Source organism: Massilia norwichensis (genome assembly GCF_024753245.1).
GTDB classification, from domain to species: domain Bacteria; phylum Pseudomonadota; class Gammaproteobacteria; order Burkholderiales; family Burkholderiaceae_D; genus Telluria; species Telluria norwichensis.
The window spans coordinates 1-12,608 of the sequence record NZ_JANUGX010000012.1; the positions used below are offsets into that span (position 1 = coordinate 1).

Here is a 12,608-nt window from a genome sequence, read left to right on the forward strand (position 1 = left end):
ACCCGAAGGTTGGCTTTTTTTCTGATCTGTTGGTCGGGGCGAGAGGATTCGAACCTCCGACCCCCTGCACCCCATGCAGGTACGCTACCAGGCTGCGCTACGCCCCGACTCAGCCTGCAATTATATCAGAGGCGGACGGAATGATAAGTTTTTTGTTACTTCCACTCACCACGCAAGGCCAGGACCTCGTCGTACAGCCCTTCCGGCGTCACCTCCTGCGGCGGCACCGGACGTCCCACCGCCAGCGCCAGGCGCGAACGCCAGCCGCGCGCGAACGAGCGCTCGAACACGTTCGACGGGTCGCGCGAGAACACGCTGCCCCACAAGCCGCGCAGGGCCATCGGGATCACCGGCACCTTGCTGCGTTCGACGATCTTCGTGATGCCGCCGCGGAATTCGTTCATCTCGCCGGTGCGGGTCAGCTTGCCCTCCGGGAAAATGCAGACCAGCTCGCCTTCGTGCAGGGCCTGGGCGATGTCGACGAAGGCTTTTTCCATCAGCCACGGGTCTTCCTTGGCCGGGGCGATCGGAATCGCCTTTGCGGTGCGGAAGATGAAGCCCAGCAGCGGGGTCTTGAAGATGCGGTGGTCCATCACGAAGCGGATCGGGCGCGGACTGGCCGCCATGATCACGATCGCGTCGACGTAGGACACGTGGTTGCAGACCAGGACCGCGGCGCCCTCTTCCGGGATGCGGTCGGTATCGACGGTCGAGACGCGGTGGATGGTGTGGATCAGCAGCCAGGCCAGGAAGCGCATCAGGAATTCCGGCACCAGCGAGAAGATGTAGATGGCCACGACCGCGTTCAGCAGCGCGGTGGTCAGGAACATCTCGGGAATCGAGAAGCCCTGGCCGATCAGGAACACCGCCACGCCGGCCGCCGCCACCATGAACAGGGCGTTCAGGATGTTCATGCCGGCGATGGTGCGCGAGACGTGCTTGGGGTCGCAGCGGGTCTGGATCAGGGCAAACAGCGGCACGATGAAGAAGCCGCCGAACACGCCCAGCAGCAGCAGGTCCAGCAGGATGCGCCAGGTGCCGTGCTGGGCCAGCAGGCCGAGGAAATCGACGGCCGCGGTATTCGTGTACGCCAGGCTGGCGAAATAAAGGTCGATGCCGAACAGCGACAGGCCGATCGCGCCGAAGGGCACCAGGCCGATCTCGACCTTGCGGCCCGAGAGCTTTTCGCACAGCAGCGAGCCGGCGCCGATGCCCAGCGAGAAAATGGTCAGCAGCAGCACGAAGACGCTGTGGTCGCCGTGTAGGTAATCCTTGGCGTACAGCGGGAATTGCGACAGCACCAGGGCGCCGTAGAACCAGAACCAGGAATTGCCGAGCATGGACAGGAACACGGTGCGGTTCCGGCGCGAATAGCCCAGGTTGCGCAGCGATTCGGCGATCGGGTTCTTGCTGATGACGAGATCCGGCGCCGGCGCCGGCGATGCCGGTATGCGCGAGCTGGTCATCAGGCCCAGCACCGCCACCACGATGGTGCCGCCGGCCACCAGGTGAACGCCGAGGTCACCGTGGCCGGCCAGCACCGCGCCCATCACCTCGCCCAGCAGGATGCCGACGAAGGTGCCCATCTCGATCACGCCATTGCCGCCGACCAGTTCTTCCGGCTTCAGGTGCTGCGGCAGGTAGGCATATTTCACCGGTCCGAACAGGGTCGAGTGCACGCCCATGCCCGCCACCGCCACGATCAGCAGCCACAGAGTGTGCGTGTACCAGCCCACCGCCGCCACCATCATGATCACGATTTCGAGCGACTTGACCCAGCGCGCCAGCCTGCCCTTCTCGACCTTGTCCGCGATCTGGCCGGCGGTGGCCGAGAACACGACATAGGGCAGGATGAACAGGCCCGGAATCAGGTTGTTGAGCAGGGACGGCGCCAAGGTGGTCCAGGACAGCGCGTCGTAGGTCAGCACGACCAGGAGCGCGGTCTTGAACAGGTTGTCGTTGAAGGCGCCCAGGAACTGGGTCCAGAAAAAGGGGCCGAAGCGGCGCTGGCGCAGCAGGGCAAATTGGCTGGATTGGCTGGGGTGGCTCATGCAGGTATGGAATATCGTGGCGTCGAGAACCGTAATCTACCTCACAACATCAGGCTTGAACACCTGACATTGCTAGTTCTCAAACAGAGTCGCGGATAGTGATACCGTGCGGATCAGGTACCGCTGCATGGCACCACAGGTAGCGATTGATGACACCAAGCATGTACCGTACGACAACGTGCATTGCGCCCTGACAAGCATTCGCAGCGGCAAAAGCCCAGAAATTTGAGCCAGCACAAGCTGGATTCAGTACACGCTTTTTGTGCGGTGCAGCGCGGGTAGAATGCGCCCATGAACACGACCCGACACGCTTACAGCCTCCTGGAGTACAGCGCCGCCGATGCGCTGTTCGACCAGATCGAGCAGGACCTGCTCGCCCTCACCACTGCGCCGCTCGACAGCCGGGGCGGAGAACCGCCCGAGTGCGTCGACGAGTTCGCCGACGACTTTTTCAGTTGCATGGGCACGCTGCCCGGTACCGGGACCGGGCTGGCGAATTAGCTGAAGCTTTCCAGGCGGATGCGGATGACTTTGGCAACCACCGTCGACAGGGCTTCGATCTTCGCGATCGCCGCGTTGACGTATTTTTCGCGGGTCTGGTGGGTGATGATGACGATGTCCGTGCGCGCCTTCTCGCCCGGCTCCTTCTGCAGCACGGCGTCGATCGAGATGCCGGCTTCCGCCAGGATGCGGGTCAGGTCGGCCATCACGCCCAGCTGGTCCTGCACGTATACACGCAAATAGTAAGCGGTGCGGATCTCTTCCATCGGCAGGATAGGCAAATCCGCCAGCTCGGCCGGTTGGAAGGCCAGGTGCGGCACGCGCTGGTAAGGATCGACGGTCGCCAGGCGGGTCACATCCACCAGGTCGGCAATCACGGCCGAGGCAGTCGGCTCGGCGCCGGCGCCCTTGCCGTAGTAGAGCGTGGTGCCGACCGCATCGGCCTTGACCAGCACGGCATTCATCGCGCCTTCGACGTTGGCGATCAGGCGCGCGGCCGGAATCAGGGTCGGGTGCACGCGCAGCTCGATGCCCTCGGCGCCGTCGACCACGGTGCGGCGGGTGATGCCGAGCAGCTTGATGCGGTAGCCGAGCTGTTCGGCATAGCGGATGTCGACCGCCTGCAGCTGGCTGATGCCTTCGATGTGGCTGCGCGCAAACTGCATCGGGATGCCGAAGGCGATCGCCGCCATGATGGTCAGCTTGTGGGCGGCGTCGACGCCTTCGATGTCGAAGGTCGGGTCGGCTTCCGCATAGCCCAGCTCCTGGGCCTGCTTCAGCACGGTGGCGAAGTCCAGGCCCTTGTCGCGCATCTCGGACAGGATGAAGTTGGTGGTGCCGTTGATGATGCCGGCCACCGATTCGATGCGGTTGGCGGAGAGGCCCTCGCGCAGCGCCTTGATGATCGGCACACCGCCGGCCACCGCCGCCTCGAAAGCCACCATCACGCCCTTGGCCTGGGCCGCTTCGAAGATCTCGTTGCCGTGCAGGGCCAGCAGGGCTTTGTTGGCGGTGACGACGTGCTTGCCGTTGGCGATCGCCTGCAGCACCAGGTCGCGCGCCAGCTCGTAGCCGCCGATCAGCTCGACGACGATGTCGATCTCGGGGTGGTTCACGACCGCGAAGGGATCACCCACCACTTCCACGGCCTCACCCACGATACGCCGTGCGCGCTCGAGGTTGCGGGCGGCGACCATCGTCACTTCGATGCCGCGGCCGGCGCGGCGGCGGATTTCTTCCTGGTTGCGTTGGAGCACATGCCAGGTGCCGGCACCCACGGTGCCGACGCCCAGCAGACCTACTTTGATCGGTTTCATATAGTTAATTCTATTGTCGTTCTCAGCGCGCGTGGCGGCGCCGGTAGCCGTCGAGGAAGCGTGCGATGCGGCCGCAGGCATCCGTCAGGTCGTCGGAATTGGGCAGGAACACCAGCCGGAAGTGGTCCGGGGCGATCCAGTTGAAGCCGGTGCCTTGCACCAGCAGGACTTTTTCCTCGGACAACAGCTCGCAGATGAATTGCTGGTCGTCGGCGATCGGGTAGATCTTGGGGTCGAGGCGCGGGAACATGTACAGCGCGGCTTTTGGCTTCACGCAGGTCACGCCCGGAATATCGGTCAGGAGTTTGTGCGCGAGGTCGCGCTGGCGCGTCAGGCGGCCGTTCGGCGCCACCAGGTCGGCGATGCTCTGGTAGCCGCCGAGCGCGGTCTGGATCGCGAACTGGCCCGGCGCATTCGCGCACAGGCGCATCGAGGCCAGCATGTTCAGGCCTTCGATATAGTCTTTCGCATGGCGCTTTTCGCCGGATACCACCATCCAGCCGGCGCGGTAGCCGCAGGAGCGGTAGTTCTTCGACAGGCCGTTCAGGGTGACGAACAGCACGTCGTCGGCCAGCGAGGCCAGCGAGATGTGCTGTTCATCATCGTACAGTGTCTTGTCGTAGATTTCGTCGGCGTAGACGATCAGGCCGTGCTGGCGCGCCAGCTCGACGATCTCCAGCAGCACCTCGCGCGAATACAGTGCGCCGGTCGGGTTGTTCGGGTTGATGACGACGATCGCACGGGTGTTCGGCGTGATCTTCTTGCGCATGTCGGCGATGTCCGGCATCCAGCCGGCCTGCTCGTCGCACACGTAGTGCACCGGGTTGCCGCCGGCCAGGCTGACGGCGGCGGTCCACAGCGGGTAGTCGGGCGCCGGCACCAGCACTTCGTCGCCGTTGTTCAGCAGGCCCTGCATCGCCATCACGATCAGCTCGGAAGCGCCGTTGCCGAGGTAGATGTCGTCGATCTTCACGCCGGGAATGTTCTTTCCCTGGGTGTAGTGCATGACCGCCTTGCGCGGTGCAAACATGCCCTTCGAATCGGTGTAGCCGGCGGCGCCGTGCAGGTTGCGGATCATGTCCTGCACGATCTCGTCGGGCGGGTCGAAGCCGAACACGGCCAGGTTGCCGATGTTGAGTTTGATGATCTTGTGGCCGTCATCCTCCATCTGGCGCGCCTTCTCGAGCGCGGGGCCGCGGATTTCGTAACACACGTCATCCAGCTTGTTCGATTTCAGAATCGGTCGCAAAATGTCACCCTGCCAAGATATGGTTTGTTGCAATGCGAAAAATCCCATTCTGCCCAAAGCGCCGGGATTACGCAACCCGACTATGGCGGCGCAAGTAAACCCAGTTAAAATAGAAAGTTAGCGCGCGCAGCACGCACCCGAGAAAACGCCCATGAAGCTCCATTCCAGCAATACCGAGAAATTCCAGACCGTCACCGGTTACGACCGGTCCGGCGTCGAGATCAATGCCAAGCGCTTCGACTACAGCGTGCTGGTGATGCCCGAGCTTGCGCCGCGCGCATGGGACGTCAAGCGCTTCGAAGACCTCACTGCCGAGCACTTCGAACGGATCGCCGCCGACAACCCCGACGTGGTGGTGCTCGGCACCGGCGAACGCCAGCGTTTCGTGCACCCGCGCCTGATCGCCAGCCTGTCCGGCAAGCAGGTGGGCGTGGAAAGCATGGATAGCCATGCTGCCTGCCGCACCTATAACATCCTGATGGGTGAAGGCCGCAAGGTCACGCTGGCGCTGATCATCGAATGAAGGAACTGCACAAGAACAAGACGCTCGCCTGGACCCTGTTTCTTGCCTTTGCCGCCGTCCTGCTCGGCGTGCTGAGGGCGCGGACCCTGGTTCCTCCCGACGAAGGGCGCTACGCCGAGATGGCGCGCGAGATGTTCGCCAGCGGCGACTGGATCACCACCCGCCTGAACGGCATCAAGTACTTCGAGAAGCCGCCGCTGCAGACCTGGATGAACGCGCTGTCGTTCGAACTGTTCGGGCTGGGCGACTGGCAGGCGCGCCTGTGGACCGGCCTGTGCGGCCTGCTCGGCGTCGGCCTGACCGGCTATGCCGGCATGCGCGTGTTCGGCAGCCGCGTCGGCTTCTACGCCGCGCTGGTGCTGGGCTCCTCCTTCTACTGGGTCGCCTGCAGCCAGATCAATTCGCTCGACATGGGCCTGTCCGGCATGATGACGATCGCGCTGTGCGCCCTGCTGGTGGCCCAGCGCGACGAGGCCACGCCGGCTGAACAGCGCAACTGGATGCTGCTGTGCTGGGCCGGCATGGCCTTGTCGGTGCTGGCCAAAGGCCTGATCGGCCTGGTGCTGCCGGGCGGTGTACTGTTCTTCTACACCCTGTTCTCGCGCGACTGGAAGATCTGGACCCGGCTGCACCTGGTCAAAGGCCTGCTGCTGTTCTTCCTGATCGCCGCGCCCTGGTTCGTGCTGGTCGGCCTGAAGAATCCGGAGCAGCCGCACTTCTTCTTCATCCACGAACACTTCGACCGCTTCCTCAAAACCGAGCACCACCGCGAAGCCGCCTGGTATGTGTTCTTCGTCCTGCTGGCGGCCGGCAGCGTGCCCTGGGCCGGCGTGCTGATCCAGAGCCTGATCCTCGGCGCGAAGCGCGGCGGCGAAACCACCCGTTTCAAGCCGCGCCTGATGCTGCTGGTCTGGGTCGCCTTCATCATCCTGTTCTTCACCAAGTCGAATTCCAAGCTGCCCGGCTATATCGTGCCGGTGTTCCCGGCGGTGGCCCTGCTGGTGGCGAACTACCTGGAAGGCGGCACCCGCCGCGGCCGCATGATCACGGCCGGCCTCACCGCCCTGCTCGGCGCCGCCCTGCTCGGCTTCGTGCCCTTCATGCTGAAACTCGCCCGCCATCCCGGCGAGGACGTGCTGTACGCGGCCTACCAGCCCTGGGCGCTGGCGGCCGGCCTGGTGCTGCTGATCGGCGGGCTGCTTTCGATGCTGTACGCGCGCCAGATGCAGCGCGACCTGACGGTGCTGGTGCTGGCCATCGCCGGTTTCGCCGGCACCGAACTGCTCCTGACCGGCTTCGAGCCGATCGGCCAGGTCCGCGCCGGCACCACCCTGCTGCCGGCAATGAAGGCCGCCGGCGCCGCCAACCCGGCCACTCGCGTCTACTCGGTCGGCATCTACGAACAGTCGCTGACCTTCTACCTGGGCCGCCCGGTGACCCTGGTCGACTACTGGGACGAATTTAGCTTCGGCCTGGAGCAGCAGCCGCAGCTCTCGATTCCGACCATCCCGGCCTTCCTGGCGCGCTGGCGCCAGGAGGCGGCGGCCGGCGTGAAGAGCATCGCCATCGTCCGTCCCGAATTCGTGGCCGAATTCCAGCGCCAGGGCGTGCCGCTGCGCGTGGTCGCCGGCGATGCGCGCCGCACCGTGATCGCCAATTTCTGACTATGAACCTCTCTACTTTCGCATTCATCATTTCGGGCGTGCTGCTGAACGCCGTGGCCCAGGTGCTGCTCAAGGCCGGCACCAATGCCCTCGGCGGCGCCATCAATCTCACCTTCGGCAACGCCTTCGAGACCTTCATCCGGGTCGCGTCCCAGTTGCCCATCCTCGGTGGCCTGGCCTGCTATGCGCTGTCGCTGGTGGTGTGGATCATGGGCCTGTCGCGCACCGACGTGACCATCGCCTACCCGATGCTGTCGCTGGGCTATGTGGTCGCCGCGCTCGGCGCCTGGATGTTCCTGGGCGAGACCGTGTCGCCGCAGCGCCTGCTGGGGATCGGCGTGATCATGGTCGGCGTGGCGCTGCTTGCGCGTTCCTGACTGATAAAATCGTATTTACACATCCACCAATAACAATCCGACCGAGTTTTCCATGACTGCCGAGCTGCCCTTCCTGCCCTTTTCCCGGCCCACCATCGACGAAGAAACCATTGCCGCCGTCGGCGAGGTGCTGCGCTCCGGCTGGATCACCACCGGTCCGAAGAACCAGGCCTTCGAAGCCATGCTGTCCGAGTACTTCGGCGGCCGTCCGGTGCGCACCTTCAATTCCGGCACCTGCACGATGGAGATCGCGCTGCGCATCGCCGGCGTCGGGCCGGGCGACGAAGTGATCACCACCCCGAATTCCTGGGTCGCGACGGCCAACGTCATCATCGAAGTCGGCGCCACGCCGGTGTTCGCGGACATCGACCCGCTGACCCGCAACATCGACCTCGACAAGCTGGAAGCCGCGATCACCCCGCGTACTCGCGCGATCATCCCGGTCCACCTGACCGGCCTGCCGGTCGACATGGACCGCCTGTACACGATCGCCAACAAGCACGGGCTGCGCGTGGTCGAAGATGCGGCCCAGGCCCTGGGCTCGCAGTGGCAGGGCAAGCCGATCGGCTCCTTCGGCGACTTCGTCTCCTTCAGCTTCCAGGCCAACAAGAACATCACCACCGGCGAAGGCGGCTGCCTGGTCCTGAACAATGCGGAAGAGGCGCGCCTGGCCGAGAAATACCGCCTGCAGGGCGTGACCCGCAGCGGCGTGGACGGCATCGACGTCGACGTCCTGGGCGGCAAGTACAACCTGAGCGACATCATGGCCGTGATCGGCCTGGGCCAGATGAAGAACCTGGACAAGATCACCGCCCACCGCGCGATGCTGGCCCAGCACTACTTCGACTGCTTCGGTCCGGACTTCGAAGAACAATACGGCGTCCAGCTGCCGCTGAAGGCCTTCGGCAGCACCAACTGGCACCTGTTCCAGATCGTCCTGCCGGACAATGGTCCGGACACCCGCGCCGAGTTCATGACGCGCCTGCAGAAGGAGCACAACGTCGGCACCGGCTACCACTACCGCCCGATCCACCTGTTCACGATGTACCGCGAACGCGGCTTCACCGACGGGCAATTCCCGGTGGCCGAAAAGATCGGCCGCCTGAACGTGACCCTGCCGATGTTCTATGCGATGACCAGGGCCGACGTCGAGCGCGCCGTGGCGGCAGTGAAGGCGGTGCTGGCCAAATGAGCTTGAACGAAACAATGAGCGGCGCAATGAGCGGCACCATGAGCGCGGCGAAGCCCGAGCTGTCGATCGTCATCCCGGTCTATAACGAGGAGGCCGGCCTGGCCAACCTGTTCGCGCGCCTGTATCCGGCGATGGACAGGCTGGGCCTGGCCTATGAAGTCATCTTCGTCAACGACGGCAGCCGCGACAACTCGGTGGCGATCCTGGCCGAGCAGTACCGCAAGCGTCCGGACGTGACGCGCGTGGTGCTCTTCAACGGCAACTACGGCCAGCACATGGCGATCCTGGCCGGCTTCGAGCAGACCCGCGGCGACATCGTCATCACCCTCGACGCCGACCTGCAGAACCCGCCGGAAGAGATCCACAAGCTGGTCGCCAAGATGCGCGAGGGCTACGACTACGTCGGCTCGATCCGCCGCAAGCGCCAGGATTCGGCATGGCGCACCTATGCGTCCAAGGCCATGAACCGCCTGCGCGAGAAGATCACCAACATCCACATCACCGACCAGGGCAACATGCTGCGCGCCTATGGCCGCAACGTGATCGATCTGGTCAACCAGTGCGGCGAGGTGAACACCTTCGTGCCGGCGCTGGCCTATAAATTCTCGCGCAAGCCGACCGAGATCGTGGTCGAACACGAAGAACGCGCGGCCGGCGAATCGAAGTATTCGCTGTACAGCCTGATTCGCCTGAACTTCGATCTGATGACCGGCTTCTCGCTGGTGCCGCTGCAGTTCTTCTCGCTGATGGGCATGGTGCTGTCGCTGCTGTCGGCACTGCTGGTGGTGGTGCTGCTGCTGCGCCGCTTCATGCTGGGCGCCGAGGCCGAGGGCGTGTTCACCCTGTTCGCGATCGCCTTCTTCTTCATGGGCGTGATCCTGTTCGGCATCGGCCTGGTGGGCGAATACGTCGGCCGGATCTACCAGCAGGTGCGCGCGCGGCCGCGCTATGTGGTGCAGACCATCCTGCAGGGCGTGCCGCACGCGGTGCCGACACCCGAGCAAGCCGAAAAGCGCGGCATTGCGCGTTGATTCCTTCACCCGATCGCACCGAGAACACCGAAAGCCCATGAGCCAACCAGCCAAACGCGCAGTCGTCTTCGCCTACCATAACGTGGGCGTGCGCTGCCTGAAAGTCCTGCTCGCCGGCGGCGTCGACGTCGCCCTGGTCGTCACCCACGAAGACAGCGCCACCGAGAACATCTGGTTCGAGTCCGTGCAGTCGCTGTGCGAAACCGAGGGCATCCCCTTCATCACGCCGGCGGATGCGAAAGCGCCCGAGCTGCTGGCGCAACTCCAGGCGCTCAAGCCGGACCTGATGTTCAGCTTCTACTTCCGCCACATGCTGCCGCAGGCGATCCTCGACGTCGCCCCGGCCTACAACATGCACGGCTCGCTGCTCCCGGAATACCGCGGCCGCGCGCCGACCAACTGGGCGGTGCTGCACGGTGCGACCCGCACCGGCGCCACGCTGCACGAGATGACCGCCAAGCCGGATGCCGGCGCCATCGTGGCCCAGCAGGCCGTGCCCATTCTGCCCGACGATACCGCCTTCGAAGTCTTCGGCAAGGTGACTGTGGCGGCCGAACTGGCCCTTTACGACGTGCTGCCGCAACTGCTGGCCGGTACCGCGCCGCGCACGCCGAACGACCTGACCAAGGGCGGCTACTTCGGCGGGCGCAAGCCGGAAGACGGCCGCATCGACTGGGCCAGGCCTGCCAGGGAAGTCTACAACCTGCACCGCGCGGTGGCTCCGCCCTACCCCGGCGCCTTCACCGACATCGGCCCGCGCCGTTACGTGATCGAGCGCGCCCGCCCGTATCGCGGTGCGCTGCCCGACGGCCTGGCACCGGGCCTGGCGGTGGTTGACGGCGCCATTCTCGGCATCTGCGGCGATGGCCGCGCCCTGTCCATCCACAGCCTGCTGGCCGACGGCCTGCGCATTTCCGCTGCCGAACTGAAGACGCAACTCGCAGCGTAAGAGATTGAACCGTGGCCCCTCTGCTCGTTCTTAAAATCGACGTCGACACCTACCGCGGGACGCTCGAAGGCGTGCCGAACCTGGTGCGCATGCTGAGCCGCCACGCGGCCGGCGCGACCTTCCTGTTCTCGCTCGGCCCCGACCACACCGGCTGGGCGATGCGCCGCGCGCTGCGTCCGGGCTTCTTCCAGAAGGTCTCGCGCACCTCGGTGGTCGAACACTACGGCTTCAAGACGCTGATGTACGGGGTGCTGCTGCCCGGCCCGGACATCGGCGTGAAGGGTGCGGCCGAGATGCGCGCCGCGCGCGACGCCGGCTTCGAATGCGGCATCCACACCTGGGACCACGTGCGCTGGCAGGACAATGTGCGCACGCGCGACGCGCGCTGGACCGATGCCATGATGCAGAAAAGCGAACAGCGCTACGCCCAGGTCTTCGGCGAGGCCCCGCATACCCATGGCGCGGCCGGCTGGCAGATGAATCTTCCGGCTTTCCGGCGTCACGATAGCCAGGGCTATGCCTACGCATCCGATGGCCGCGCCATGCTGCGCGAGAACGGCGCGCTGGCCGATCCGCAGGCCGGGCCCTACCGCTTCCAGGGCATGCGCCACATCCAGATGCCGACCACGCTGCCCACGCTCGACGAGCTGCTGGGACGCGAAGTCGACGGCGTGGAGCTGAGTACGCAGAACATCGCCGCCCACCTGCTGCAGCTGACGGCCGACAACCGTCGCGATCACGTGTATACGCTGCACGCAGAACTTGAAGGACAGAAACTTGCCCCCATCTTCGAGCAGCTGTTGTCAGGTTGGAAAGCACAAGGCTACCAGCTTGCCTCAATGGCCGACTATTATGAGAAGATAAAACATGACCCGCTGCCCGAGTATCCGGTTCAGTGGGGAGAATTACCGGGACGCTCGGGAGAGCTGATCGTCCTCGATACCGAAACCTGAACGGAGAAACCCGTGGCCGAAAGCCCATCCGCAGCATCCACCGAACCCTTGGCCAACACGCAATTGGCGAACTTCAGCGCCGCCATGACCGGCGACCAGACCTTCGAGCTGCAAGGTCGCCCGGCGCGCTACACGGTGCTGTATTTTTATCCCAAGGACAATACGCCCGGCTGCACGACGGAAGCGATGAACTTCCGCGACCACCATGACGAACTGACCGCGCTGGGCGCCGTCGTCTACGGGATCAGCCGCGATTCGCTGCGCTCGCACGAGAGCTTCAAGTCCAAGCTCGGCCTGCCCTTCGAACTGATTTCCGACCCGGACGAGGCGGTCTGCAACCAGTTCAATGTCATGAAGATGAAAAACATGTACGGCAAGAAAGTACGTGGGGTCGAGCGCAGTACGTTTGTCATTGACGCTGGCGGCAAAGTGGTGAAAGAATGGCGTGGCGTGAAAGTCAATGATCACGTCAAGGAAGTGCTGGATTTCCTAAAGACCCAGCCCCCAGGCGCTCAATAAGCTACTGCGCGTTGCATTGGCGGCCTGCGATGCTCGCTGTACTTAAGTACAGCTGCGCTTCTCGGCCACCACTGCGGCCGCTCGCTACGCTTCTTGAGCACCTGGTAATGATGGCTCGGGTATTATTAACTCGTTGCCATTACATTTGCCTATTTTGAGTCCGAGTTTTACCCCTACGCATCATTTCAATCTGGCCCCCGCTCCCCTTGAGGAGCGACTTCCCGGCATGAGCGGAAGTGACGGGGCCGCGCAGCTTCCCCCACGGTTGCATCTGTCCGGCCCG

At 64.3% G+C, this 12,608-nt stretch carries 12 protein-coding genes and 1 tRNA gene; 9 read left to right on the top strand and 4 right to left on the bottom strand.

Features of this window, described 5'->3' with window-relative positions; translation table 11 throughout:
* Positions 1-30 precede the first annotated feature (30 nt).
* Positions 31-107 (bottom strand) — tRNA-Pro (locus NX782_RS11570).
* A gap of 48 nt (positions 108-155) precedes the next feature.
* The gene (locus tag NX782_RS11575; protein WP_258845606.1) at positions 156-2,051 is read right to left on the bottom strand and encodes an MFS transporter; all 1,896 of its coding nucleotides are present in this window, start codon (positions 2,049-2,051) and stop codon (positions 156-158) included.
* Positions 2,052-2,342: 291 nt separating this feature from the next.
* On the opposite strand from NX782_RS11575, the gene NX782_RS11580 reads away from it, so the two are divergent.
* A complete protein-coding gene (locus NX782_RS11580) occupies positions 2,343-2,552 on the top strand; it encodes a hypothetical protein (RefSeq protein ID WP_258845607.1) in 210 nt (69 codons plus the stop codon).
* Here the strand turns inward: NX782_RS11580 and NX782_RS11585 are convergent.
* On the bottom strand, positions 2,549-3,868 hold the full coding sequence (locus NX782_RS11585) for a homoserine dehydrogenase (RefSeq protein WP_258845608.1): 1,320 nt from the start codon (positions 3,866-3,868) through the stop codon (positions 2,549-2,551). The two genes, NX782_RS11580 and NX782_RS11585, sit on opposite strands and share 4 nt — an antisense overlap.
* A 22-nt stretch (positions 3,869-3,890) precedes the next feature.
* A complete protein-coding gene (locus NX782_RS11590) occupies positions 3,891-5,117 on the bottom strand; it encodes a pyridoxal phosphate-dependent aminotransferase (RefSeq protein WP_258845609.1) in 1,227 nt (408 codons plus the stop codon).
* Positions 5,118-5,268: 151 nt separating this feature from the next.
* Between NX782_RS11590 and NX782_RS11595 the strand changes: the two genes are divergently transcribed.
* From NX782_RS11595 to NX782_RS11630, 8 genes are read left to right on the top strand one after another with little or no spacing between them, the layout of a single operon-like run.
* The gene (locus NX782_RS11595) at positions 5,269-5,640 is read left to right on the top strand and encodes an Mth938-like domain-containing protein (protein WP_258845610.1); all 372 of its coding nucleotides are present in this window, start codon (positions 5,269-5,271) and stop codon (positions 5,638-5,640) included.
* Positions 5,637-7,304 carry a glycosyltransferase family 39 protein gene (locus tag NX782_RS11600; protein WP_258845611.1) on the top strand — a complete coding sequence of 556 codons (1,668 nt, stop codon included), beginning with the start codon at positions 5,637-5,639 and terminating at the stop codon, positions 7,302-7,304. The genes NX782_RS11595 and NX782_RS11600 overlap by 4 nt, the downstream gene beginning before the upstream one ends.
* Positions 7,305-7,306: 2 nt before the next feature.
* The gene (locus NX782_RS11605) at positions 7,307-7,681 is read left to right on the top strand and encodes an SMR family transporter (protein ID WP_258845613.1); all 375 of its coding nucleotides are present in this window, start codon (positions 7,307-7,309) and stop codon (positions 7,679-7,681) included.
* Between the two features lie 52 nt (positions 7,682-7,733).
* A complete protein-coding gene (locus NX782_RS11610; protein WP_258845614.1) occupies positions 7,734-8,873 on the top strand; it encodes a DegT/DnrJ/EryC1/StrS family aminotransferase in 1,140 nt (379 codons plus the stop codon).
* A 26-nt stretch (positions 8,874-8,899) separates the two neighbouring features.
* Complete coding sequence (locus tag NX782_RS11615; RefSeq protein ID WP_258845616.1) at positions 8,900-9,904, top strand: glycosyltransferase; 1,005 nt, start codon at positions 8,900-8,902, stop codon at positions 9,902-9,904.
* A 37-nt stretch (positions 9,905-9,941) separates the two neighbouring features.
* Positions 9,942-10,853, top strand: coding sequence for a formyltransferase (locus NX782_RS11620; protein ID WP_258845617.1), 912 nt, complete (start codon positions 9,942-9,944; stop codon positions 10,851-10,853).
* 11 nt (positions 10,854-10,864) lie between these two features.
* On the top strand, positions 10,865-11,806 hold the full coding sequence (locus tag NX782_RS11625; RefSeq protein ID WP_258845618.1) for a polysaccharide deacetylase family protein: 942 nt from the start codon (positions 10,865-10,867) through the stop codon (positions 11,804-11,806).
* 12 nt (positions 11,807-11,818) lie between these two features.
* A complete protein-coding gene (locus NX782_RS11630; RefSeq protein ID WP_370661787.1) occupies positions 11,819-12,325 on the top strand; it encodes a peroxiredoxin in 507 nt (168 codons plus the stop codon).
* Positions 12,326-12,608: the final 283 nt, after the last annotated feature.